Annotated in this window: 24 protein-coding genes and 1 tRNA gene; 12 read left to right on the top strand and 13 right to left on the bottom strand. The window is 67.4% G+C overall.

The genetic code is table 11. The annotated features are described in order from the left end of the window. The 5 genes from ABD089_RS10605 to ABD089_RS10585 are packed head-to-tail and all read right to left on the bottom strand — an operon-like array spanning position 1 to position 3,685. Entirely contained in the window at positions 1–636 is a 636-nt protein-coding gene (locus ABD089_RS10605) for a 4Fe-4S single cluster domain-containing protein (RefSeq protein WP_343886445.1), read from the bottom strand. A gap of 28 nt (positions 637–664) precedes the next feature. Further along, a complete protein-coding gene (locus tag ABD089_RS10600) occupies positions 665–1,444 on the bottom strand; it encodes a ComEA family DNA-binding protein (protein ID WP_343886353.1) in 780 nt (259 codons plus the stop codon). After that, a complete protein-coding gene (locus ABD089_RS10595) occupies positions 1,441–1,653 on the bottom strand; it encodes a DUF2997 domain-containing protein (RefSeq protein WP_343886352.1) in 213 nt (70 codons plus the stop codon). Before ABD089_RS10595 ends, ABD089_RS10600 begins: the two co-directional genes overlap by 4 nt. Continuing rightward, the gene (locus ABD089_RS10590) at positions 1,650–2,078 is read right to left on the bottom strand and encodes a hypothetical protein (RefSeq protein WP_343886351.1); all 429 of its coding nucleotides are present in this window, start codon (positions 2,076–2,078) and stop codon (positions 1,650–1,652) included. The genes ABD089_RS10595 and ABD089_RS10590 overlap by 4 nt, the downstream gene beginning before the upstream one ends. Before the next feature lie 11 nt (positions 2,079–2,089). Further along, entirely contained in the window at positions 2,090–3,685 is a 1,596-nt protein-coding gene (locus tag ABD089_RS10585) for an AAA family ATPase (RefSeq protein WP_343886350.1), read from the bottom strand. A 479-nt stretch (positions 3,686–4,164) separates the two neighbouring features. On the opposite strand from ABD089_RS10585, the gene ABD089_RS10580 reads away from it, so the two are divergent. Both ABD089_RS10580 and ABD089_RS10575 read left to right on the top strand, forming a co-directional pair. Next, complete coding sequence (locus ABD089_RS10580; RefSeq protein ID WP_343886349.1) at positions 4,165–5,259, top strand: EcsC family protein; 1,095 nt, start codon at positions 4,165–4,167, stop codon at positions 5,257–5,259. Continuing rightward, positions 5,243–5,698, top strand: coding sequence for a GIY-YIG nuclease family protein (locus tag ABD089_RS10575; protein WP_343886347.1), 456 nt, complete (start codon positions 5,243–5,245; stop codon positions 5,696–5,698). The genes ABD089_RS10580 and ABD089_RS10575 overlap by 17 nt, the downstream gene beginning before the upstream one ends. A gap of 21 nt (positions 5,699–5,719) precedes the next feature. On the opposite strand, the gene ABD089_RS10570 is transcribed toward ABD089_RS10575, so the two are convergent. Together ABD089_RS10570 and ABD089_RS10565 are read right to left on the bottom strand one after the other, a co-directional pair. Beyond that, positions 5,720–6,196, bottom strand: coding sequence for an ADP-ribosylglycohydrolase family protein (locus ABD089_RS10570; RefSeq protein WP_343886346.1), 477 nt, complete (start codon positions 6,194–6,196; stop codon positions 5,720–5,722). Further along, positions 6,184–6,690, bottom strand: a complete 507-nt coding sequence (locus ABD089_RS10565) for an ADP-ribosylglycohydrolase family protein (RefSeq protein WP_343886345.1) — start codon at positions 6,688–6,690, stop codon at positions 6,184–6,186. Before ABD089_RS10565 ends, ABD089_RS10570 begins: the two co-directional genes overlap by 13 nt. On the opposite strand from ABD089_RS10565, the gene ABD089_RS10560 reads away from it, so the two are divergent. Then, positions 6,689–7,432, top strand: coding sequence for a hypothetical protein (locus ABD089_RS10560; protein ID WP_343886344.1), 744 nt, complete (start codon positions 6,689–6,691; stop codon positions 7,430–7,432). The two genes, ABD089_RS10565 and ABD089_RS10560, sit on opposite strands and share 2 nt — an antisense overlap. Positions 7,433–7,540: 108 nt before the next feature. Here ABD089_RS10560 and ABD089_RS10555 read toward each other — a convergent pair whose 3' ends face one another. Both ABD089_RS10555 and ABD089_RS10550 read right to left on the bottom strand, forming a co-directional pair. Beyond that, positions 7,541–8,056 carry a PIN domain-containing protein gene (locus ABD089_RS10555; RefSeq protein WP_343886343.1) on the bottom strand — a complete coding sequence of 172 codons (516 nt, stop codon included), beginning with the start codon at positions 8,054–8,056 and terminating at the stop codon, positions 7,541–7,543. A 45-nt stretch (positions 8,057–8,101) separates the two neighbouring features. Beyond that, entirely contained in the window at positions 8,102–8,524 is a 423-nt protein-coding gene (locus tag ABD089_RS10550; protein WP_343886341.1) for an excisionase family DNA-binding protein, read from the bottom strand. A 326-nt stretch (positions 8,525–8,850) separates the two neighbouring features. Between ABD089_RS10550 and ABD089_RS10545 the strand changes: the two genes are divergently transcribed. Beyond that, on the top strand, positions 8,851–10,560 hold the full coding sequence (locus tag ABD089_RS10545; protein ID WP_343886340.1) for a nuclease-related domain-containing DEAD/DEAH box helicase: 1,710 nt from the start codon (positions 8,851–8,853) through the stop codon (positions 10,558–10,560). A 105-nt stretch (positions 10,561–10,665) separates the two neighbouring features. Then, the gene (locus tag ABD089_RS10540) at positions 10,666–14,076 is read left to right on the top strand and encodes a pyruvate carboxylase (RefSeq protein ID WP_343886339.1); all 3,411 of its coding nucleotides are present in this window, start codon (positions 10,666–10,668) and stop codon (positions 14,074–14,076) included. A gap of 20 nt (positions 14,077–14,096) precedes the next feature. Here ABD089_RS10540 and ABD089_RS10535 read toward each other — a convergent pair whose 3' ends face one another. Next, on the bottom strand, positions 14,097–14,744 hold the full coding sequence (locus tag ABD089_RS10535) for a hypothetical protein (RefSeq protein WP_343886338.1): 648 nt from the start codon (positions 14,742–14,744) through the stop codon (positions 14,097–14,099). 44 nt (positions 14,745–14,788) lie between these two features. Here ABD089_RS10535 and ABD089_RS10530 point away from each other — a divergent pair, with 44 nt between their 5' ends. The 5 genes from ABD089_RS10530 (at position 14,789) to trxA (ending at position 19,276) form a co-directional block, all read left to right on the top strand. Beyond that, a complete protein-coding gene (locus tag ABD089_RS10530) occupies positions 14,789–15,760 on the top strand; it encodes an NHL repeat-containing protein (RefSeq protein ID WP_343886337.1) in 972 nt (323 codons plus the stop codon). Further along, positions 15,757–16,881, top strand: coding sequence for an N-acetylglucosamine-6-phosphate deacetylase (gene nagA / locus ABD089_RS10525; RefSeq protein WP_343886336.1), 1,125 nt, complete (start codon positions 15,757–15,759; stop codon positions 16,879–16,881). The genes ABD089_RS10530 and nagA overlap by 4 nt, the downstream gene beginning before the upstream one ends. 215 nt (positions 16,882–17,096) lie before the next feature. Next, positions 17,097–17,786 (top strand): iron-dependent transcriptional repressor DtxR, encoded by a 690-nt coding sequence (locus ABD089_RS10520; RefSeq protein ID WP_343886335.1) that lies wholly within the window; start codon positions 17,097–17,099, stop codon positions 17,784–17,786. Next, positions 17,786–18,850: a hypothetical protein gene (locus tag ABD089_RS10515; RefSeq protein ID WP_343886334.1), complete on the top strand. Its 1,065-nt coding sequence runs from the start codon at positions 17,786–17,788 to the stop codon at positions 18,848–18,850. The genes ABD089_RS10520 and ABD089_RS10515 overlap by 1 nt, the downstream gene beginning before the upstream one ends. 69 nt (positions 18,851–18,919) lie before the next feature. Next, positions 18,920–19,276: a thioredoxin gene (trxA, locus tag ABD089_RS10510; RefSeq protein ID WP_343886332.1), complete on the top strand. Its 357-nt coding sequence runs from the start codon at positions 18,920–18,922 to the stop codon at positions 19,274–19,276. 92 nt (positions 19,277–19,368) lie between these two features. Here the strand turns inward: trxA and ABD089_RS10505 are convergent. Next, positions 19,369–19,444: transfer RNA gene (locus ABD089_RS10505), tRNA-Arg, on the bottom strand. 282 nt (positions 19,445–19,726) lie between these two features. Between ABD089_RS10505 and ABD089_RS10500 the strand changes: the two genes are divergently transcribed. Together ABD089_RS10500 and ABD089_RS10495 are read left to right on the top strand one after the other, a co-directional pair. After that, positions 19,727–21,100 (top strand): UTP--glucose-1-phosphate uridylyltransferase, encoded by a 1,374-nt coding sequence (locus ABD089_RS10500; RefSeq protein ID WP_343886331.1) that lies wholly within the window; start codon positions 19,727–19,729, stop codon positions 21,098–21,100. Next, the gene (locus ABD089_RS10495) at positions 21,097–21,453 is read left to right on the top strand and encodes a hypothetical protein (RefSeq protein ID WP_343886330.1); all 357 of its coding nucleotides are present in this window, start codon (positions 21,097–21,099) and stop codon (positions 21,451–21,453) included. The genes ABD089_RS10500 and ABD089_RS10495 overlap by 4 nt, the downstream gene beginning before the upstream one ends. A gap of 117 nt (positions 21,454–21,570) precedes the next feature. Here ABD089_RS10495 and mscL read toward each other — a convergent pair whose 3' ends face one another. Further along, complete coding sequence (mscL, locus tag ABD089_RS10490; protein ID WP_343886329.1) at positions 21,571–21,927, bottom strand: large conductance mechanosensitive channel protein MscL; 357 nt, start codon at positions 21,925–21,927, stop codon at positions 21,571–21,573. A 233-nt stretch (positions 21,928–22,160) separates the two neighbouring features. Beyond that, complete coding sequence (locus ABD089_RS10485; protein WP_343886328.1) at positions 22,161–22,757, bottom strand: SAF domain-containing protein; 597 nt, start codon at positions 22,755–22,757, stop codon at positions 22,161–22,163. Positions 22,758–22,814: the final 57 nt, after the last annotated feature.

Raw genomic sequence — 22,814 nt, 5'->3', positions numbered from 1 at the left:
CTACTCCGGTGCCCCGTCGTCCGAGGACGGCGGGGCACCGGTCTGCTCGGGGTTTGGGGGTTGCGGGGTTCGTCTGGGCACTCGGCGCAAGCCGAGGTCACTGGCCAAACCTTCAAGCTGCGGCTGGGTCAGGAAGCCGGCTCCTTCGACCGACCCGTCGCGGGCGATCCGGACCTCTAGCCTGTCGGGAGTCTGATCGGGCTCGTAACCCGCGTACCGGGTGGTGAGGTGATGGAATCGCTGATTCGTGGATCCGACCAGCGAGCGCCGAACGTCCGGTGAATCTGCCATGTATGGCCCATCGACGAGGAGGTCGACGTGTTGGAGCAGCGCCTGGGCCGATGGATCGTCGACAAGATCCTCCATCACGTGGCCGGTGAAGCAGATGACGCCCAGCCCGCCAGCCTGGGCTGCGCGGCTGAGGGCAGCGCATGCCGCAGCTTGGTCGAATGGTTCACCGCCAAGGATCGTGATGCCCTCGTCCTGTGACGCCAGAGCGCCTCGGATGATCTCCGCGACAGTCATGTCGTGTCCACCCGCCGCGGGGAACAGGTGTGGGTTGATGCAACCATGACATCTGATGCTGCAACCCTGCGTCCAGATGGCTGTCCTGCGGCCCGGCCCCTCTGCAGACACGCCGTGCAACACCCGTCCAACCCGGAGGTCAGAACTCAAGGCGTCGTCCTTGGACAGGTCCCTCGGTTGGCCGGCTCACTCGTGGCAGCGACGGCGCGTTGGCTACCGTCAGACGATCGCGGACGTTCATGTATACGTGGGGTGGCAGGACGCCGCGAGTCACGAGATCCTGCGGATCGCGGTACGGGCCGATGTGGTCTCGTGATGCCACGATCGCTCGTGCATCGGCAGGGGTGAAGCCAATCACCGCCACGAGTTCTTCGGCGCTGCTGCGGTTCACGTCCAAGGGCGCGGTGGACACACTCTGCGATCCTACTGGGGGACGCGGCGCACCTCCCTGCCCGATGAAGGTGGCCGGCCCGGCGGGGGGATGGGAGCTGTATGAGACCGGCGCTGACAAGGCGTCACGCACCTGTGTTTCGATCACGGATGCCGAGGGGATGGCTGGAACAGCGGTTTCTGCCGAGTACCAAGGGCTGGCGTAAGCGCGCCAACGCAGCCACTCCTTGTTGAGGACCATTTGGTGGATCACTGAGCCGATCCAGTACGCGATCATGGCGAAACCCGGTAGAGGGGATTCTGCACTGCTCGGTGTCTTTGCCACGATGAGGATAAGCGCGAACCCGAGCACCGCCCAGATGGCGGATGCAATTATTAAGCGCTTGTTCCGCGACTTGACGCCAACGTATAGAAATCCCGCCCAAGCAAGGAAGCCGATCGTGGCCCATGAACTGAGCGTCCAGAGGCTGTGCTGGAACCGCCAGCTGCGGCTGCTGAGCTTCTCTTCGGGTGTGCGGGGTGCTGTCATGCGAGGTCCTGTCGATAGGTGAGGTTCAGCTGGTCGACCTGCTCTGTCTCGGTGCCGTAGAAGGAAGCCGTAGCTCGTGATTCCACGATCTGACCACCCGTCATGCGCTTGAGGTCATCGATGGCCTCCAAACAGCTGGGGCCAGGTCGATCCTGTGCATCGGCGAGGATGGAGCCGTCGGGGCGGATGGTGACGGTGAGCCGCTTCATACAGTGACCTCTTCGAAGACATAGGTAAGGCAACCATCGGCGTCCTCACTGGAAACCAGTTGGTAGCCCAATTCGGTGGCTCGCTGCTCTAGCAGAAGTGCGGTCCGCGCCTGGGCGACTCGCCCAGCACTGGTATTCAGAGCCGCGACCATCTCGTCGGTGGCGTGCTCATCGCCGTCGACACGACCAAGAATCACGCCCGCCACCAGCTGGAACGTCAGTGGTCCGAACTGGCTGAGGGCCAGTACCTCGTGGTCAGAGTGGTAGACAACTTGGGCGCCCATTTCGTGAAGTGATTCGACGAGCAGCCCGAGGTCCGCGAGCCTGGTGGCCCGACATTTCTCGCATGCGTCGGAATCCAGGGCCTTGACCAGGGCGGAGGCTGCGGCCATCCCGAGTGGTATCAGAAGTGCTTCGATGCTCACGGCAGGTGCTCCTAGAAGTCGATCGACCGGCCGCCGCGCCAAGACGCAACGTCCTCAGGGTCAGCTGGGGCGCTCGAGCTGTACCGATCCCTGGCATCCGCCGAGGTCGCTGCCACCGCGCGCTTGCCTGCCCACTCACGGATCCTGTTGACCTGTTCGGATTGGGTGACGGCCAGCGGAATCGTCGTCTCAATCGCGCGGAGCAGGTCACCGACTTCCAAGGGGCGCCGCTCTGAGAATGCCTCGAAACAGGCGCTGATGACGGCTTGGGCGATCTCCGCCCCGGAGAAGCTCTCACTCTCCTCGGCCAACCTCGACTGCAGCTGCGGCGTCAGCTCCATTCCACCAGCAGCACGAGGGCCTTCCGTCAAGCGGCGCGTGAGGTGCAACCGCCAAATCTCCTCACGCTCATGCTGTGTCGGCAGGTCCACGAAGAAGATCTCATCGAATCGGCCCTTGCGCAGGAATTCTGGGGGGAGCGCGTCGATCTTGTTGGCTGTCGCCATCACGAACACTGGCTTCTTCTTCTCCTGCATCCAGGTCAAGAATGATCCGAACACGCGCTGGCTGGTGCCGGAGTCGCCGGCAGATCCCGATCCGAAACCCTTCTCGATCTCGTCGATCCACAGGATCGACGGCGCGACCGCTTCGGCGAGCTTCAGGGCCTGGCGCATGTTCTGCTCGCTGGATCCAACGAGTCCGGCGAAGACCCGCCCGACATCCAGGCGCAACAGGGGCAGGCCCCACTGGCTAGAGACGGCCGCCGCGGTCAACGACTTGCCGCAGCCCGGCACGCCAGTCACGAGCAGACCCTTTGGCGCAGGCAGCGACCAAAGCTCCGCTTCGGGCAACCAAGCTCCATCGCGCTTGACGAGCCACCGCTTCAAGTTGTCGAGACCACCGACATCTGCCAAGGACGCACGTGGGGGGATGAACTCCAGCAACCCTGATTTGCGGATCGTCTGACGCTTTTCCTCAAGAATCAGCTCGATGTCCCCACTGTCCAGTACTCGGTCAGTAACGATCGCTCGGGCAAACGCGTTATCGGCCTCCCACAGAGTCAACCCTTGGGCCGCCTGAACGAGCCTCTCTCGTTCATCCTGGGAGAGCCGGACGGTAATGGCCTCGCGGTTCGCCGAGATGATCGTGTCAAGCGCCGCCTCTATCTCGGCTGTGTCGGGGTACGGCAGATCCACGACCGTGGTGATCTTCTCTAACTCGGCAGGGAGCTCGAGGGACGGAGCCACGATGATCAACGTGTGCGGCACCGGCCCCGTCTTGAACTGCACGGCAGTATCGAGGATGGTGCGTACCAGCACTGGCTCGGGTGGGCGGCCGGTGGCGCCCAGCTGGTGGTGAAGGTCGTGGAAGACGAAGATCGTCGGCTCGGGCACCCTAGCCGCCTGAGCAAGAGCGTCCTCAGGGGTGAGGCGGCGCCCGCCCGGCTCGTCGGGGAGATGCAGACCCTTGGTGAGCGTGTAGAGACGCACGGCACGTCGCCGGGGGAATTCGTCGCTTGCGGTCAACCTCTTGACAGCATCGATGACCCGCTCGCTCTCTTGTGTTTCTACCAGCAGCACGGAGTGTCGCGCGCGAACCAGTTCCACCAGATTGCTTTCGAAGGGAGACAAGCGGTGGCCGGGGGATGGGGGGATAGGCATCTGGTCCTCAGACGTTCAGTCGATCAACCTCGACTTCGGAATTGACATGCTAGACCGCCCGGAAGTGGCTTGATTGGTGCTGCGCAGTGAGTGCCCAAGGCCGGCTCAGTTACTCTTCAGATCCACCCGCACCGGTTTGGTGGCTTGGCCCTGGCACGCTCGCGAATCGCGCCGTGCTTCGGGCTCACCGCGGATGGGACCTGGGCTAGGAAGACCCCGGCATAGGTCGAAGGTGGTTGGAGGTCACTGGTTCAGGAGGGGTCATGCTCATGGCCCAGACTTCCGGATCCGGCCCATGCCGGTTGGGGAGGTGCCGGACTTCGCGCAGCACACCTGACGCGCTCCTGAGACAGTGGAGCCACGCCCCACGCTGACACCTAGCCCTGCCCTATGGTCATCCCCAACACCCCTTGGAGGTTCTCTCAATGACGAGTGATTCTGCAGTGCTCGATGGCTTGACCGACTTCGACCGACGTCAGTGGGACGAGGTGATGGCGTGGCACGAGAAGCGGACGACCCGACGGCAACTGCCCAAGAGGGTCCAAGGGGCCGTCGGACGTGGCAAAGACGTCGTCGTCCGCACGAAGGACCTCGCAGCCAAGGCACCTGGCGCGAACGCAGTGGCCTCGGCCTTCGCGGCCTCGAGCCAATCCCTCTTGCAACTGGTGGGCAAGGTTGCGGAGGCATCCGTCCGTCGCGAAGCAGTCCTCAAGACCTACACCAAACACGGTTTCGAGCTCTCGGGCCTGGAGGAAGTACGGGGTTTGGATCTGCGAGAGGTCCTTCTGGTCAAGCCTCGGTTGGACCTCGGCTACACGCTTGCTGCAACAGCGGAAGGAGCAGCGGCGGGCGCCGCGCTGACCGGCGGTACCGCGCTGGCTGCCGTAGGGCTAGCTGCTGGCGGGGCGGGGTCCGCTCCCGGCGTCGGCACCATTGTCGGCGTCATGGCGGCTGACACCGCTGCGATGATGGCGGCCTGCCAGCGCGCCATTGCCCATACCGCCGCGTACTACGGGTACGACACTTCGCTGCCGGGAGAGAGTGTCATCGCGGCCGAGGTGATGGGCTTCGCTCTGGCCGGGACAAGCACGGCGAAGAACGGCGTGTACCAGCAGCTCAACAAGGTGATGCAGGACCTTGCACACCGCGCGACGTGGAGAGAGCTGAACGAACGTGCCGCGGTTCAGGTGGTGCAAAAGGTCTACCAAGTGCTTGGCGTACGGCTCACCCAGAAGAAGCTCGCGCAGGCGATCCCCGTGATTGGAGTGGCTGTGGGGGCGGGCATGAACGCCCGCATGCTCAGCGCCGTGGCAGATGCATCCGACCACTTCTATCGAGAGCGCTTCCTGCGCGACAAGTACGGCATTCCGCTGCCGCATGTTGCGCTGGTCGAGGGGTCTGAGGAAGACGTGGTTGATGTCGTTGCCATCGTGGAGGAAGAGCTCGCGAACGAGGCGCAGGAGACAGATCAGGATGCGCACGACGTCCGTGGGGTTGGACTCGATGGCGACCAGCAATGATCTGTCTCGGGCAGGCTTCCGTCATTCGAGCGTGGTCGCCACCCAGCTGAATGTCGTTCATCCCGAGGTGCCGGACGGCGGTCCCTTCTGTCGCCTTGGCGTGGCAACCAGCGCGCCACTGGCCCCAGGCGTCCACGCCTGGGCAGTTGGTGACGAAGTGGTCTACGTCGGCCGCGCGAGCCATCTGCTGCACATGGTGCAGGGCGCGCAGTTCGCACGGGCATACAACGACTTCACCTATGTTCCTCCGTCCAAGGCGGCCAGCATCCACAGCCCGCGGGTGCGAGTCAATCGCCTGCTGAATTCGGCGATCGTCGCCGGTCGCGAGGTCACGTGGTGGTGGCGTGCAACGGAATCGGTGGTCGAAGCGGACGGCCTCAAGTCGGATCTGATCCACACGTGGCATCCCGCGTGGAATCGCAACTTGCCGCGCAAGTGATTGAAGATGGAGCGATCAGGGTCAGGCGCGTAGCGCCTTGCGTCCCACCTCGACCAAGTCGTCCCCGCCGATCCCCGGATACCCGTGCAACACCCGCCGCCACTCGCCCGGGCCCGCGGAGGCACCCCACCTCGCTCCCAGGAGCTGTCCCGCGATGCAGGCGACGGTGTCGGTGTCCTGCCCGATCCGGACGGCAGCGGCCAACGCATCCGCGAGGTGTTGCGACGGATCGTCCTCGGGGACCGGTGTCTGGACGATCGCCGCCCACGCCGCCTGCAGGGCCGTCACCACGAACCCGTTGCCGCGCTCGAAGGCGCGCGGAGGTTGGGATTCCGCCTCGTTGATCCGCGCCTCCCAGTACGCCCGGCGGTCGGCAGCCAGCCGTCCCAGCCCGGCCCGGACGTCCAACTCCGCGTCCAGCACCGCCTTCCGGATCGCGCACCACCACAGCACGCACGCCTCGACGTTCAGCTCGTCCCAGTCCGTCAACCGCGCCACCGCCGCTGCCGCGTCGGCCAGCGCGTCCTCGTCGTGCAGGTAGGGAGCGCGACCACCCCGGTCCGCATCAGGGACCCGTTCCCGGCCGTGCGCCCGGACTGTTCGTGCAATGCCCGCGACCGTTCCAACAAGACGTCGCAAGGAGTGTCCGCCCCCAGCCCTGACAACAACCTGCTGGTCTGCACCCCGATGTCGGCCGGCCCGCTGCGCGCCCAGGTGATGAAGTTCCGCGCCACGGCCGTGAGTCCCTCGGACGTCCGCAGGTCCAGCCCCCGGGATGCCGGCTCCAGGATCGCCCACGCCATCGTGGTGTCGTCGGTCCACTCCCCGGGCTCGAAGTTCCCCAGTCCGCCGCCGATCATCGCGGGCTCCGGTGCCCCGGACCAGCCAGGCTTGAACTCATAACCCGCGCCCAGCGCATCACCCGCGGCGGACGCGAGCACCACGCCCAGCGCCCGGTCCAGTTGATCGTCGGTCAGCTGATTGCCCGTCATGGTCGTCATGGTGGGCGAACTCGCCTGTAGCGTTCAGCAGGTGACCCACTCTCGCGAGCGCCTCTTGGCGTTGCTGACTGTTTCGTTGCTTGCCGTCGTGCTCCTGGGCTGTCAGGGCAAGACGTCCGATGCGGATCAGACATCAGCTACGAAGGCTGATGAGAGCTCGCAGACCACCTCGTCACCTTCAGCGTCCGCGTCCACCGCCAGCGCAACCCCATCGGTCGGCACGACCGCAGCGGCGAACGTCTCCACGGCCGCCGGCGCAACGCCAAGCGTGCCCAGTACAGCGCGTCCGGCTGTAACGCACGAGTCAGCAGCGAACCACTCGCAGACACTCTCGCTGGCACAGGGGAAGACCGCGCATCTCACCTATTTTGACGTCACCTTCCTGCGCTTTGCGGCTGGCCAGGACGGCATCAGTCATGGCTGGAAAGTGCGCGTGTGCTACACCTCGGCGCACCCCGGCCAGAACAGCGACGGGACCACCCGCGTCAGTAGCAACCCGTGGTCGGTGCTCGTTCGTGATGGGGAGGGTGGGCAAGAGGGGATGTGGGTGCGGATCGACGATTTTCCCGCCGACAAGGGCTGGGCGCCCCCCTATCCCTCACGGCGGATCTCTGTCGGCCAGTGCGCGGAGGGTTGGCTCGCCATTCGGGACGAGAACCCTGACCTTCAGTGGCTGGCCGTCCGGTACGCCCCTGCGGACTTTGGCGACCAGGTGACCTGGGGCGTGGACTGAGCAGGATGGCGCGCAGGGTGCGGATTGCCCACTTTCAGTCTTTGCTGCGGCGTACGCCCGTCTGGTGTTCTCGCACACGTTCCGCAAACTGTGGGCAACCGTTGAGCTTCAGAGCTTGGACGAGGTTCGCCTCGCCATGCTTCCGCACCCAGTAATCCTGTTGCAGTTCAATGACCTGTCTCGTAACTCGAGGTTGCTCTGGTCGACCAGCAGGAAGAACTCGTCCGCCGTGTAGACCACGTAAGGGAGGTCGTCCTCCTTGTCACGGAATCCGGAGTCATGGGTGAGGACGATGTCCGCTGAGCAGGCAATGGCGGCAGCATGCACGTGCGCATCATGGGGGTCGTTGAGCGGGATGTCCGCCTGTGGGCTGTAGTCCTCGACGCGACCCACCTCGAAGGTGGTTCGGATCTGGTCGATGATCGTGGTGATGTGGCGCCCTTCCCAGAGGGCGTGATCTCGGCGGAGGTGATAGGCCGTCTCGGTGAGGATGTCGTCGGTCCAATAGACCGTGAACATGTCCGAGCCACCTTGGCTGTAGAGCAGGGCCAGCCAGTCACGCAGTGTCTTGGGATAAAGAACGTTGGCGTCCACCAGCACGTGCTGCCGCCCTCCAGATCCCATGGAGAATCTAAAGGACGGCAGCGGTTTGTGCGCGGATGACCAGCTCTAGTCTTCGCCCATCTCCAGCAGCTTGAGAGCCGCTTCGCGCTCCCGCTCCTGGCGGGCTCGTCGGGCGTCCAGCACGTCCTTGGCCAACAGGCGATGGTGTGACCCCACCTTGTGAGCTGGGATCTTGCCGGACTGGATCATCTTCATCAGGGCTTGTCGGGAAATGCCCAGTTGCTGGGCTGCGACCGAAGTCGTGAGCTCATCGGGCAAAGATCCGATCACGATGCTGCCGCCACGGGCCACGGTCTCAAGCACCTGACGCAGGAGGTTCACCATCTCGGCGGGCATGGGCTGAGTACCGGATGTGTTGAGCACCTGCAGTTCGACGGCGTCGTCGCTGATCTCGTCGAGGACACGCTGGACAGTGTCGGTCTGGGAAGCGTTGAGGATGAGGCGTTCAGGGGTGGCTGTGGTGGTCATGGTTCACTACCTCCTTGCATCAACCTAGAGTAGTTGCAGATGTAAGTGCAACCAAATAACTTGTTCCGCTGGGGCTTCCCCTTCCAGCAAGCCCACCGAGGCCGCTAGTGGTGCGCCATCGATGCTGGCGAAGGCCGGCGTCAAGGGTCGTGCATCTCATCGAGCAGCGTGGCTGGGATGCGGTGAAGTTCACCGGCGTCGACGACACCGCTTTGCATGGAGGTCGTCGCCGACGTGCGGTGGCCGCTGGATCCCAAGGCCGTCGCGGAGTTGGTGATCGATGCCAGCCTTCACTTGCCGTTCAGCTGGTTCCAAAGCTTGGCGTTGTGCTCGTTCATTGCTTCGACTGGACGCTCGTCCGGTTGAACATCGGCATGGCCGCCAGAGCCCCCTCCTCCGTGCCCCGGTTCACGACGCCGTCGGAGCAGGACGTCCACGACCACCTCGTTCGCCAACTCGACGACGAAGCGATGGTGCTCGCCAACCTGCGGATCTCCGACCAGACCAAGGACCACGAGGTCGACCTGCTGGCGCTGATCCCCCGCTCCGGCATCGTCACCATCGAGGTGAAGGGCGGCCACGTCTGGCACGACGGCACCGACTGGCGTCTCGACCAGGGCAGCGGTGACAAGCCGATCCACCCCGTCGACCAGGCCCGCGACGCCACCTACGCGCTGCGCAACTACGTCGAGTCCGACCCGCGTTGGGGCTCCCGCAAGCGCATCCGGTGGAGCCATCACGTCGTCCTGCCACGCACACCGCTCGACCCCGATTTCAAGACCCCCGACTGCCCGCGCTGGCAGGTGAGCGGGTCCGAAGACCAGGCGTCCCTCGGCGAGCGCATCTGGCGCACCACCGGCCAGTACCGAAGCGACGCGCTGGCCCCCACCCGAGACGACGTCGACCTGGTCGCCGAGATCCTCGCCGGCCGCAACCTGCCCGCCCGTGACGTCGTCGCCGTGGCCGCCGAACGCGCCGAGGCCGCCCAACGCCTCACCCTCGAACAGGCGAACCTGCTGAAGGTCACCCGCCTGCTCAACCGCGTCGAGATCCGCGGCGGCGCGGGCAGCGGCAAGACCGTGCTGGCGATGCAACAGGCGCGAGACCTTGCCAGCGGACGGCTGCACCCCGAGGGAACGCGGCAACGCGTCGCCGTCCTCTGCTACACCTACGGCCTGGCCAACTTCCTGCGCCGCGAACTGTGCGTCGGGTCCAAGGGCAAGCAGCCCGCCTTCGTCGGCTCCTACGAGGAACTCGGACGCAAGTGGGGCATCGAGATGTCCACCCGCGACGACTCCGACTTCTGGGAGCGCCGTCTGCCTGAACTCATGACGGCGAAAGCCGCCGAACTCTCGGACGAGCAGAGGTTCGACGCCATCGTCGTCGACGAGTCGCAGGACTTCGCCGACGCCTGGTGGGCTCCCGTCCTGGCCGCCCTGCGCGACGAGTCGTCCAGTGGCCTGTACGTCTACACCGACGAACGACAGCGCATCTTCGCCCGCTTCGGTGCCCCGCCGATCGCCCTCGTCCCGCTCGTCCTCGACCACAACCTGCGCAACACCCGTCAGATCGCCCGCGCCTTCGCCCCGCTCGCACCGCGCATGGACCTGCGCGGCAGCGACGGCCCCGAGGTCACCTTCGTCCCCAGCAGCGTGGACGAGGCGATCGACGTCGCGGACGAACAGGTCGACGCGCTGTTCGACGAGGGCTGGCGCGCCGAGGACATCGCCCTGATCACCCTCGGCAAGCGCCACCCGGTGCAGGTCGAGCGCCAGGAGTCGCTGGGGCCCGAGCAGTACTGGGACGACTTCTGGAGTGGGGACGACGTCTTCTACTCCCACGTTCTGGGCGTCAAGGGCCTGGAGCGTCGCGCGGTCGTCGTGTGTGTGAACGTCACGGCCGACCGAGAGCGCGCCGCCGAGATGCTCTACGTCGGGCTCTCCCGCGCCACCGACCGTTTGGTCGTCGTCGGTGATCCCGCCGCGATCCGTGCCATCGGAGGGGATGCGGTCGCCCGCCAGCTCGGCATCTGCTGACCGTTCCCGGATCAGCGGTGAGCACGTCCGGGACCAAACCGCCAGCCCGCGTCCAACGGCGAGACCCCTGTTTGGTGACCGATCTCACTGGATATCTTGGGCGCCATGTTCAACAAGGTCCTGGTCGCCAACCGTGGCGAGATCGCCGTCCGCGCCTTCCGAGCCGCCTATGAGCTCGGCCGACGCACCGTTGCCGTCTACCCCTATGAAGACCGCAATTCGGAGCACCGCGTCAAGGCGGACGAGTCGTACCTCATCGGCGAGCAGGGCCGCCCGGTGCGCGCCTACCTCGACATCGACGAGATCATCCGCGTCGCGAAGGAGTCCGGCGCCGACGCCGTCTACCCCGGTTACGGCTTCCTGTCGGAGAACCCCGACCTGGCCCAGGCCTGCGCCGACAACGGCATCACCTTCATCGGGCCGCCCCCGCAGGTGCTCGAACTCGCGGGCAACAAGGTCCGTGCCCTCGGCGCCGCCCGCGCCGCCGGCATCCCCACCCTGCGCTCCTGCGAGCCGTCCACCGACGTCGACTGGCTCGTCGAGCAGGCAGACGAGGTCGGCTTCCCCGTCTTCGTGAAGGCCGTCGCCGGAGGTGGTGGCCGCGGCATGCGTCGCGTCAACACCCCCGGTGAACTGCGCGACGCCCTGGGCGCCGCCATGCGTGAGGCCGAGTCGGCCTTCGGCGACCCGACCGTGTTCATCGAGCAGGCCGTCCAGCGCCCCCGCCACATCGAGGTGCAGATCCTGGCCGACCAGCAGGGCAATGTGATGCACCTGTTCGAGCGCGACTGCTCCATCCAGCGCCGCCACCAGAAGGTGATCGAGATCGCCCCCGCGCCGAACATCTCGGACGAGCTGCGCGAGGCCCTCACCAGCGACGCGGTGAAGTTTGCCCGGTCGATCAACTACTCCTGCGCCGGAACCGTGGAGTTCCTCGTCGAGACCGACGGACCGCGCGCCGGCGAGCACCACTTCATCGAGATGAACCCCCGCATCCAGGTGGAGCACACGGTCACCGAGGAGATCACCGACGTCGACCTGGTGCAGGCCCAGATGCGCATCTGCGAGGGCGAGACCCTCGAAGACCTCGGCCTGTCGCAGGAGACCCTCGAGATTCGCGGCGCCGCCCTGCAGTGCCGCATCACCACCGAAGACCCGCAGAACCAGTTCCGCCCCGACACCGGCACCATCACCGCCTACCGCAGCGCCTCCGGCGCGGGCATCCGCCTGGACGGCGGCACGGTCGCCACCGGCGTGGAGATCAGCGGACACTTCGACTCCATGCTGGTGAAGGTCACCGCCCGCGGACGCGACTTCAACACCGCCATCCGCCGCGCGCGCCGTGCCCTGACCGAGTTCCGCATCCGCGGCGTGAGCACGAACATCCCCTTCCTGCGCGCGGTGCTCGACGAGCCCGCCTTCGAGGCCGGTGACCTGGCGACCTCCTTCATCGAGGAACGTCCCTACCTGCTCACCGCCCGGACGCCCGCCGACCGCGGCACGAAGATGCTGCGCTGGCTGGCGGAGACCACGGTCAACAAGCCCAACGGCGAACCGCTCACCGCGCTCGACCCGTCCGCGAAGCTGCCCGCCGGCATCAACCTCACCGAGGAACCCAAGCCCGGTTCCCGCCAGCGCCTGCTGGAACTGGGCCCGGCCGAGTTCGCCAAGCAGGTGCGCCACCAGTCCGGCGTCGAGGTGACCGACACCACCTTCCGCGACGCGCACCAGTCGCTGCTCGCGACGCGCGTCCGCACCCGTGACCTGCTGACCGTCGCGCCCTACTACTCGCGGATGCTGCCCGAGCTGTTCTCCGTCGAGTGCTGGGGTGGTGCGACCTACGACGTCGCGCTGCGCTTCCTCGGTGAGGACCCCTGGGAGCGCCTCGCCCAGCTGCGTGCGGCGATGCCGAACCTGTGCCTGCAGATGCTGCTGCGGGGCCGCAACACCGTCGGCTACACCCCCTACCCGGTCGAGGTGACCCGTGCCTTCGTCCAGGAGGCCGCCGCCTGCGGCATCGACATCTTCCGCATCTTCGACGCCCTGAACGACGTCGAGCAGATGCGTCCGGCGATCGAGGCGGTCGTCGAGACCGGCACCGCGGTCGCGGAGGTGGCGCTGTGCTACACCGGCGACCTGTCCGACCCGGCCGAGACGATCTACACCCTCGACTACTACGTCAACCTGGCGCGCAAGTGCGTCGGGGCGGGCGCGCACATCCTGGCCATCAAGGACATGGCAGGCCTGCTGCGTCCCCCGGCCGCGGCGAAGCTCGTCCAGGCATTGCGGGACGAGTTCCCCGACGTCCCGCTGGCCCTGCACACCCACGACACCGCCGGTGGCCAGCTCGCGACCCTGCTGGACGCGATCCGCCACGACGTCGACATCGTCGACGTGGCCAGCGCCCCGATGTCGGCGACCACCTCGCAGCCGTCCGCGTCCGCGCTGGTGTTCGCGCTGCAGCACACCGACGCCGCCACCAAGCTGGATTCCCGGGCTGTCACCGACCTGGAGCCCTACTGGGAGGCGGTCCGCAAGGTCTACCACCCCTTCGAGTCGGGTCTGCCTTCGCCGACCGGACGCGTGTACGACCACGAGATCCCCGGCGGCCAGCTGTCCAACCTCCGCCAGCAGGCGATCGCGCTGGGCCTGGGCGACAAGTTCGAGCAGATCGAGTCGACCTACGCCGCCGCGGACAAGATCCTCGGACGCCCGACCAAGGTCACCCCGAGCTCCAAGGTCGTCGGCGACCTGGCCCTGCACCTGGTGGCCGTCGGCGCCGACCCGAAGGACTTCGAGGCCGACCCCAACAAGTTCGACATCCCCGACTCGGTGATCGGCTTCCTGAACGGTGAGCTCGGCCAGCCCGAGGGCGGTTGGCCCGAGCCCTTCCGCTCGAAGGCGCTGCAGGGGCGCAAGGCCCCGGTGCGCATCACCGAGGTTCCCGCGGACGACCTGGCCAAGCTCGAGGAGGGCGGACGCACCCGTCAGGAGACCTTGAACCGGCTGCTCTTCCCCGGCCCCACCAAGGACTTCGACGACTACCGCGACAACTACGGCGACCTGTCCGCCGTCCCGACCCTGCCCTACCTCTACGGCCTGGAGCGGGACGTGGAGACCGTCGTCAGCCTCGACAAGGGTGTCAGCCTGCTGTTCGCGCTGGAGGCGATCAGCGAGGCCGACAAGAAGGCCAAGCGCACCGTCCACGCGACGATGAACGGCCAGATGCGTCCCGTCCGCGTGCGGGACAAGTCGATCAAGGCCGAGCTCGCGGCGGTCGAGAAGGCCGACGCCAAGAACCCCGGCCACGTCGCAGCCCCCTTCGCTGGTGCCGTCACGGTGAGCGTGCCGCAGGGCGCGCAGGTCAAGGCCGGCGAAGCGGTGGCGACGATCGAGGCGATGAAGATGGAGGCCGCGATCACCGCCCCGGTGTCGGGCACCATCTCGCGCGTCGTGGTCGCCACGACCACCCAGCTCGAGGGCGGCGACCTGCTGATGGTGATCGACCCCAGCTGAGCGGGGTCAACCCAGCCGATCTAACTGAGGACGGCGAACAGGTCGGGGTCCGGGCGTCCAACCGCCCGGGCCTCGGCCGCCCAGCCGCGGTAGCGGCGCAGATGGTCGAACACCTGCCCGGCGACGACGGACGAACGGTGCTCGACCGTGTCGACGATCGCCGCGAGTTGATCGGCCGTGGCGCAGACGTGCTCGTGGGTGGCGTGGCCGACCTTCGTCCCCTGCAACGGGCGGACGCGTAACTCCGCGTCCCGCGACAGCAGCCGACGGATGCCGTACTCGGCCGGCAGCCCGGCGCGGGCCAGATCGAGCTCGTTCTCGTCCAGGTTGTCGATGCTGATCCGGGCGCCGCCCCAGGCCAGGTCGTCCAGCCACACGGTCAGGATCGTCCACGCCTTCGGCAGCTGGTCGGGTGTGACGAAACGACCCGCGACCAGGTGTTCGACGTCGTTGTGGGATGGCATTCCCGGCGGCAGGCGCGGCGCATGGTGCGGTGTGCGCACCAGCGGGCCGAGCTTCGACAACAACCCGACGCTTCGTCCCTCCACCTCGGGGACGCGGAAGTTCTGCGCGGCGATGCTGCGCAGCCGTCCGGCCAACATGGGAGAGGCGGGCGTCAGCTGGCGCACGGTCTCCACGTCGATCGCCCACATCCGCAACTCACCCATGACGCCACCGTAAACCCCGGCCACCGGCCGAATAGAGTGGCCGGGTGAATCCGCGCTCCCGAAAGATGATCGTCACCGGCACGCTCGTCGTCCTGATGGTCCTCGCCGTGCTCGGGGCCGCGCTGCCCGCGCTGGCCAACACCTCCGTCGATGCGAAGGTCACCCAGGTCACTGGCCTGGCCGCCGACACCAGCCAGAACGTGTGGTGGGCGACCGACTCCTCGGGCACCATCCAGGCCATCGGGTCGGACGGCGCCGTGCAGGGCAAACTCACCCTGGATGTGACGCCCACCTCCGTGCAGGCGCTGACGATACGCGGCGGCCGGTTGTTCGTCGGCGACATCGGGGACGCCGCACGGACCCGGCAAGCGGTGGACGTGTACGCCGTGACCTTCCCGGCCGTTGGAAGCGCCACCACGACGAAGTACGAGCTGGTCTATCCCGACGGCGCGCACGACGCGGCCGCGATGACCGTGAGCCCGAACGGACGCATCTACGTCATCACCTCCGGCGACAACCCCGGCATCTACCGCACCTCCACCACCCCCACGTCGGGCGGCATCACCAATGAACTCACCCGCACCGCGGACGCACCCGAGTGGGTCACCGACGCCGTCTACACCACCGACGGCACCGACCTGGTGCTGCGCACCCTCAACTCCGTCATCGTCTACGACGGCGAGACCTTCACCCGGCAGGCCGCCGCCAAGCTGACCGACGGCGCCAGCGGACAGGCCATCGCCCACGCCCTGTCCGGCACCGGACTGGTCGCCGCGAACCAGTCGACCCCCGTGCAACTGGTCGACACCACCGTCCCCACGACACTCGTCGACGTCGGCACCGCCCCGTCCCCGTCGACGGCCAGCAGCGGTTCGGCCAGTCCGTCCGCCTCGGCCAGCGCCGCAGCCACCGATACGACCGCCTCGACGGCCAACCGCAGCGGCACCTTCTGGGCGCTCGTCGGCGCCGGTCTGCTGAGCCTGCTGGCGGCCGGGATCGTGGCCTTCAATCGATGAGACTCGCCGCCGGGCGCGTCATCACCGGCGTGGTCGGCGGTGATGGTCCAGCCACGCTCACCATCACCGACGACCGGATCGTCTCCGTTTCGCCGGGCATTGCCCCCGACACCGAGGTGTTGGACGGGGTGCTCGTCCCCGGTTTCGTCGACACCCACTGCCACGGCGGGGCTGGCGTGGACTTCACCAGCCCCGACCCGGACGCCGTCCTCGCGGCGATCGAGTTCCACCGACTCCACGGGTCCACGACCGTCTTCGCGTCCACCGTGACCGCGCCCATCGACGAGATCGTCGCGCAGATCTCCCGGTTGCGGCCATTGGTCGAGATGGGCGAGGTGGGCGGCATCCACCTGGAGGGTCCCTTCCTCGCCGAGGAGCGCAAGGGTGCGCACGAGGCGTCCTTGCTGTGTGACCCGACCATCGAATGTCTGGAGCGTTTGCTCGAAGCGGCCGCCGGGACGATCGCGATGGTCACCCTCGCACCCGAACTGGCCGGGGGAGTCGAGGCGGTCACCTGGCTGGCGCAACGTGGCATCGTCGCGGCCATTGGGCACAGCGACGCCGACGCGGCCACCACCCGCTCGGCCGTGAATGCTGGGGCCATCGTTGCCACGCACCTGTTCAACGCCATGCCGTCGGTCCATCACCGCCGCCCCGGACCGGTGCCGGTGCTGCTCGCTGACGAGCGCGTCGCCGTCGAACTGATCTGTGACGGGGTGCACCTCGCGCCGGAGGTGGTCGCCATGGCCATCACCGCCGCCGGGCCCCAGCGGACGATCCTGGTGACCGACGCGATGAGCGCGACCGGCCAACCCGACGGTGACTACCGTCTGGGCGCGCTCGACGTCCGCGTCACCGACGGCGTCGCCCGGATCGTCCAGGCGGACGGCTCCCGGGGGCCCATCGCCGGTTCCACCCTCACCATGAGCGCGGCCGTCCAGTTCGTCGTCGGGCTCGGCATCCCCATCGAGGACGTGGTGATGATGGCCTCGGTCACGCCGGCCCGCGTCCACGGGCTTGCCGACGTGGGCGCGCTGGCCCCGGGGCGACGGGCCGACGCCTGCCTGCTGGACCCTTCTGGACGCCTGTTGCGGGTGCTCCGCCGCGGGGTCTGGCTCTGAGTTCCGCCAAAATCGCCACGTGAGAGCAATCCGGTCCCGCTGGGGGGCCGAATCCCCCTGACGTGGCGATTTTGGCGAAGCTGGGGGCTGCACCCGCCTTCGTGCCCAACCTTCGTACCCAACCATCGCCGGGCAAGCGGTGACGTGGCGGGCCATGTTGCGGGGGAATATATGGTTGCCCTGTCCCCACCAGCCCCGTCGCGCAGGAGAACCACATGAGCGATCTCATCGACACCACCGAGATGTACCTGCGCACCGTCTACGAGCTGGTCGAGGAGGGCGTCCCACCCCTGCGCGCACGCATCGCCGAACGCCTGCACCAGAGCGGTCCGACGGTCTCCCAGACCGTCGCCCGGATGGAGCGCGACGGCCTGCTCACCGTCCACGAGGACCGCCGAATCGAGCTCACCGACCAAGGAAGCCACCTCGCCGAGGCCGTCATGCGCAAGCACCGCTTGGCCGAGCGTCTGCTGGTCGACGTGATCGGCCTGGACTGGAGCCTGGTGCACGACGAGGCCTGCCGCTGGGAGCACGTGATCAGCGAAGAGGTGGAGCAGAAGCTGGTCGCGATCCTGCACGAGCCCACTGAATCCCCCTACGGCAACCCCATCCCCGGCCTCGACGCCCTCGGGGGGGTGCAGGAGGTGCCCGCTTTCCGCGAGGGGGTCGTCCCCCTCAGCGAGGCGCTGAAGACCGCCGACGGTGACTTCGACCTGCGCCGGATGAGCGAGAACGTCCAGGCGGACGCCGACACCCTCGCCCTTCTGGCCGAGGTCGGCCTGCGTCCCGGTGTCCGTTTCTCCGCCCGGCAGGAGGCGCGTCGGGTCGTGGTCTCCGTCGCCGGATCCCCCGAATGTGACCTCGCCATCCACGTGTGCGACGGCCTGTTCGTCTCCGCCAGTTGATGAGCCCCACCTCCACCCTGCAGGCCATCTCCGCACGAGCGCTGGTGACCCTGTGCCATTCGCACTGGTACGACGCCGCGGCGCACCTGCTCCGGCTACGGATCGGCGCCGGCGACACCGACCCCGCCATCCTCGAGGCCAGCCGCCTCGCGGAGATCGCGGTCCGGGTGCTGGCCCTCGATGCGGAGGACTTCGTCGAACTGGCCGCCACGGTCCCCGAGCGGTCGTGGGCGAATGACCTCGCCGCCTGCGCCTTCCCCGCCGAACCCCGGGACCCTCATCGAGGTGCTCTGGGCTCGCTCGTCCCCCTGTACGAGCTGATGCTGGAGGTGATCGACCTGCGCGGCGAGCGCCAGGAGCCGCAGGCGCTGGTCGTCACCGCCCACCTGCTCGGTGAATACCTGTGCCAGCTGGGATGGGAGTCGACGCTCGGACACGGCGGCGATCCGCTGCACATGGGCGAGTACGTGGGGGAGCGCTGGGGGACGACCGACCCCGCGTGCCCGCACAACTCGGCGATGCGCCAAACCGCCAAGCGGTCGCTGAATGCCTGCAGTGGCGACGTTCCCGGCTACACCAGCTACCTCGACAAGTTCCACTCCCGTCTGGGCGACACCCTGGCCGTCTGCGCGATGAACCACGAGACGATCGACGCGGGCGAGCGCCCGGACGTTGGCGCGACCTGCCCCAACCCCTGCTCCTGGGCGGTCCGGGGGACCCGCGAAAGCAGACGTGACCTGGACGCCCGGATGCGCCTCGCTCTCATCTACCTCGACTCACCGCTGGTCGCCCTGCGCCACCACGCCCCGGTCGGGCACTTCTTCGGGGTCCCGTCCACCTCGGAGATCGCCGAGGGTTGGCTGCGCACCTGGGAGAAGCTGACGGTGCAGTGGCCAGACGGCTCAAACCCCCTGCTGGCCCAGGCCGCCGCCGATCCCAGCGAGGTGCTGCCCGGGCTCTCTGCGCTGGTCACGACCGTCGCGGGACGTCCGGTGCGCAGCGGCACGCTGCTGTCGCGGATCGGGGACGACATCATCGCGTCCCTGCAGCGCGCCTCGGAATAGTCTGGTGCCGGGCACCGTTGAACCGCATGTAGGCGCCGAATGCGGCGCGCCCAACCCGAGAGGACAGACATGCCCGTCGCCCTGAACAAGGACACCTTCGCCACCACCGTCAAGGACAGCTCCGTCGTCCTCGTCGACTTCTGGGCCTCCTGGTGTGGCCCGTGCATGCGTTTCGCGCCCATCTACGAGGAGGCCGCCGGCCGCCACGAGGGCGTCACCTTCGCCAAGGTGGACACCGAGGAGGAGCGCGACCTCGCGGCCGCCCTCGAGATCACCTCGATCCCCACGATCATGGGCTTCCGCGACGGCGTGCTGGTCTTCCGCCAGGCCGGCCTGCTGAACGGCACCCAGCTCGACCAGCTGGTCGAGCAGATCAAGGCCATCGACCCGGCCGACCTCGAGAAGGCCGCCAACACCCAAGCCTGAGCGGTCTGAACAGAACGCGCCAGACGCCCGTCCCCACCAAGGGGGACGGGCGTCTGTTGTCCGGTCGGAGCCCCGGCATTTCCAACCTGTACTGGCGACCCTGGGAAGATTCGAACTTCCGACACATGGTTTAGGAAACCACTGCTCTATCCCCTGAGCTACAGGGCCAGCACCCGCGCGGCGGGCTCCGCCAAACCCTACCGCCAGCCCCCGGCGGCGACCCAATCACTCAGGGGCTGACCATCACCTGAAAGCATCGCTCGCCACCGCCCAAAAGGACGGTCAGGGCCGGGGCTGGCCCCTACATTTGACTACGAGAGCGACGTCGCGTCGCAACGTCTCCTGGGGGTGGGTAGACGGCCTCACGGCCCTTCTGCGACGTCGCTCTCCCCATGCCCTCTGGTCACTCGTCCGGCTGGCCTTGCACCCGACGCTGGGTAGGCTCGAACCATGAGTGAGCATGGACTGAAGGCAGCACAGGACAAGATGCGCGCCGCGGGGGTCAGCGAAGCCGCCATCGAGGTGTTCTCCCACTACTACCACGAGCTCGAATCGGGCGCCGGGGGCCTGATCCTGGAGAGCTTGATCGAGCCCCTCTCGGACGTCGCCACCGTCGACGGCATCGAGGTCTCCGAGGCCGACGCACACGAGGCCTTCGCCAAGACCGTCTTCATCAAGCTGAACGGTGGACTGGGCACCTCCATGGGCCTGGACCGTGCCAAGAACCTGCTCCCGGTCAGGGACGGCCTCAACTTCCTCGACATCATCGTCAAGCAGACCCTGTCGGCCCGCGAGCGCTACGACGTCGCGCTGCCGCTGTTGTTCATGAACTCCTTCCGGACGCGCGAGGACACCCTCGAGGTGCTCGCGAAGTACCCCGACCTGGCCGTCGAGGGACTGCCCGTCGACTTCCTGCAGAACCAGGAGCCGAAGCTGCTGGCCGACTCCCTGGAGCCTGCCGAGTGGCCCGCCGACCCGACGCTCGAGTGGTGTCCGCCCGGCCACGGTGACCTGTACACCGCGCTGGAGGGCTCCGGCGTGCTGGACCAGCTGCTCGCCGCGGGCTTCCGCTACGCCACGGTCAGCAATGGCGACAACCTGGGGGCGACGCCCGACCCGCAGATCGCCGGTTGGTTCGCCCAGACCGGTGCTCCCTTCGCGGCCGAGCTGTGCGTGCGCACCGTCAACGACAAGAAGGGCGGCCACGTCGCGGTCCGCAAGGAAGACGGCCAGCTGGTGCTGCGCGAGACCGCGCAGACCTCGCCGGACGAGATGCAGTACTTCACCGACGAGCATCGTCACCGCTACTTCAACACCAACAACCTGTGGCTCGACCTGCAGGCGGTCCGCGACACCCTCACCGCCAAGCACTCGGTGCTGGGGCTGCCGATGATCCGCAACACCAAGACCGTCGACCCGGCCGACGCCAGCTCGCCGTCCGTGGTGCAGATCGAGACCGCCATGGGCGCCGCGATCGAGGTCTTCCCGGGCGCCACCGCCATCTGCGTCGGCCGTGACCGTTTCGTCCCGGTCAAGACGACCAACGAGCTGCTGCTGTTGCGCTCGGACCTGTACGAGCTCGACGACCTGGGCCACCTGGTCGCGCAGACCGAGAAGGCGCCCGAGGTGATCTTGGGCAAGCCCTTCAAGCTGGTGCAGGACTTCGAGCGCCGCATCCCGGAGCCGCCGTCGCTGCGTGAGGCGGAGCTGTTGACGGTGGACGGCGACGTCACCTTCGGCCGCGGCGTCGTGGTCAAGGGACGCGTGCAGATCGACGCGGACGAGCCCACGACGATCGCCGACATGACGGTGCTGGAGGGGTGAACCCCGAACTGCTGAAGGTGCTCGGCCTCGCCCTGGTAGGCGAGGCCGTGCCCGTCCCCGAGGGTGACGCCGACCTGGCCGAGTGGCTGTCCGGCAACGGCTGGACGCCCGAACGCATCGCCGACCTGCGCCACCAGCGGCAGGAGGCGGGGGAGGCCTGGCCCTTCCCGGTGGAGCCGGAGCTCGTGCGTCCGATCGGGTTCGCACGCCTTACTGCCGTGCTGGCGCAGGCCCGCACCGAGCTGGGCGTCGACGGGCTGGTGCCGACCAGACACACCGGCCCCCGGGTGATCGGACCTGCGGAGCAGCGGCTGCTGGCCGAGCGTCCGCCGCACCACGGCAACGTGGGCTGAGGTCACGCGTCCCCTTCCCCAAGGGCGAGATTGCCCAATGACGGACGAACCCCGCACCAATCCGGTGCGGGGTTCGTCGTGTGATGTGTTGGGGCGAGCCCCAGCAGATCAGTCAGATCAGATGGAGCGCTTGCGCAGCTCGTCCCGGATCTCGGCGAGCAGGCTCTCCGGGGTCTCAGCGGCGTCGGCCGGAGCGATGAAGCGGGCCTTGGCAGCCTCGTACGGCTTCACGATGAAGAAGTACACGACGAAGGCCAGGATCAGGAAGGCGATCAGGGCGGTCAGGAAGGCACCGACGTGAACACCGCTCGGGGCGTAGTTCGAGAAGTCGGGGGTGCCACCCAGCTTGCCCAGCAGGTCCATGATGACCGTGGTGAAAGCGGTGACGACGGTGGCGAAAGCGCCACCGATGATGAAAGCGACGGCCAGCTCAACGAGATTGCCGCGCAAGACGAAGTCCTTGAAACCCGACATGGGTCTCTCCTCTCAGTTCGACAGGCAGACCCGGACGGGCACTGCGCGCTGCCAACGCTAGGACACCTTGGAACGATCAACAATTCGGACACGCCCATGGTGAGACATCATTATGCGTCCGGTGAGTTAAACAGCGCCCACCCTTTTTGGGGTATTGAGGCTAGTCAGTGCGACGTTGAACGGGTGTTTGGTGACTGGTTCCCAACCTGTGATTGTTCACAGTTTCTCATTGCTCAGCCCAGTGCAATGCCCAGATCGGACGACCCGGACCACGCCGCCAGCTTCTGTGCGATCTCTTCCGGGGCAGCAACGAGCAGCACGCCGTCATCACCCTCGGTGGCCGGCACCTGCGCCACCCTGACCCTGGACGCGATGGTCACAGGGTTGCCGTCCTGGCCTGCTGCGACGACCGTCACCCGGTCGCCGGAGCGGACGACCTGCAGCGCCGAGCGGTCGCGGACGTGGATCGGCACCAGCAGCTCACCCTTGGCGTGTGATGCGCTGGATGAGATCACGCCCAGCGCAGTCACCGGCGCGCCCCGCGGCACCGGCGCGGCGAGCAGGCGCCCAACCAGGTCGGTGGGGTCGGAGACCGACTCGTCCGGCACCAGCCGGGACGGCATCTCGGCCACGGTCAGGTCGTCGTCCGTGATCGGGTCGCTGCCGTCGAGCGCCCGCGCTGCGACGACCACCGGTACGGTCGCCTCGGGGGCAGGGGAGAGGGCGCCGATGATCGCCAGCACGCAGCCTGCGGCCGCGAGTGCGGCCAGCGAGCGGCGGTGCCAGCGCGCAGCGCGGACGAGTTGGGCCCAGAACGAAGAGATCCTCACATCTCCACTCTGGGAAATGCGAGGACTTTCGTGTCACCGTCCACAGGCCGCGCCGAA

Origin of the sequence: Luteococcus sanguinis (genome assembly GCF_039527675.1) — a bacterium.
Taxonomy (GTDB): Bacteria; Actinomycetota; Actinomycetes; order Propionibacteriales; family Propionibacteriaceae; genus Luteococcus; species Luteococcus sanguinis.
Note: the sequence above shows the minus strand (reverse complement) of the source record. Positions and strands in the feature narration are given on the sequence as shown.

Excerpts from the sequence above, each read along its gene's own strand:
- ABD089_RS10600 (WP_343886353.1), bottom strand. The coding sequence starts at position 1,444 with ATGACAGCACCCCGCACACCCGAAGAGAAGCTCAGCAGCCGCAGCTGG.
- ABD089_RS10595 (WP_343886352.1), bottom strand. The coding sequence starts at position 1,653 with ATGAAGCGGCTCACCGTCACCATCCGCCCCGACGGCTCCATCCTCGCC.
- ABD089_RS10580 (WP_343886349.1), top strand. The coding sequence starts at position 4,165 with ATGACGAGTGATTCTGCAGTGCTCGATGGCTTGACCGACTTCGACCGA.
- ABD089_RS10575 (WP_343886347.1), top strand. The coding sequence starts at position 5,243 with ATGGCGACCAGCAATGATCTGTCTCGGGCAGGCTTCCGTCATTCGAGC.
- ABD089_RS10560 (WP_343886344.1), top strand. The coding sequence starts at position 6,689 with ATGGTCGTCATGGTGGGCGAACTCGCCTGTAGCGTTCAGCAGGTGACC.
- ABD089_RS10565 (WP_343886345.1), bottom strand. The coding sequence starts at position 6,690 with ATGACGGGCAATCAGCTGACCGACGATCAACTGGACCGGGCGCTGGGC.
- ABD089_RS10555 (WP_343886343.1), bottom strand. The coding sequence starts at position 8,056 with ATGGGATCTGGAGGGCGGCAGCACGTGCTGGTGGACGCCAACGTTCTT.
- ABD089_RS10550 (WP_343886341.1), bottom strand. The coding sequence starts at position 8,524 with ATGACCACCACAGCCACCCCTGAACGCCTCATCCTCAACGCTTCCCAG.
- ABD089_RS10540 (WP_343886339.1), top strand. The coding sequence starts at position 10,666 with ATGTTCAACAAGGTCCTGGTCGCCAACCGTGGCGAGATCGCCGTCCGC.
- ABD089_RS10535 (WP_343886338.1), bottom strand. The coding sequence starts at position 14,744 with ATGGGTGAGTTGCGGATGTGGGCGATCGACGTGGAGACCGTGCGCCAG.
- nagA (WP_343886336.1), top strand. The coding sequence starts at position 15,757 with ATGAGACTCGCCGCCGGGCGCGTCATCACCGGCGTGGTCGGCGGTGAT.
- ABD089_RS10520 (WP_343886335.1), top strand. The coding sequence starts at position 17,097 with ATGAGCGATCTCATCGACACCACCGAGATGTACCTGCGCACCGTCTAC.
- ABD089_RS10515 (WP_343886334.1), top strand. The coding sequence starts at position 17,786 with ATGAGCCCCACCTCCACCCTGCAGGCCATCTCCGCACGAGCGCTGGTG.
- trxA (WP_343886332.1), top strand. The coding sequence starts at position 18,920 with ATGCCCGTCGCCCTGAACAAGGACACCTTCGCCACCACCGTCAAGGAC.
- ABD089_RS10500 (WP_343886331.1), top strand. The coding sequence starts at position 19,727 with ATGAGTGAGCATGGACTGAAGGCAGCACAGGACAAGATGCGCGCCGCG.
- mscL (WP_343886329.1), bottom strand. The coding sequence starts at position 21,927 with ATGTCGGGTTTCAAGGACTTCGTCTTGCGCGGCAATCTCGTTGAGCTG.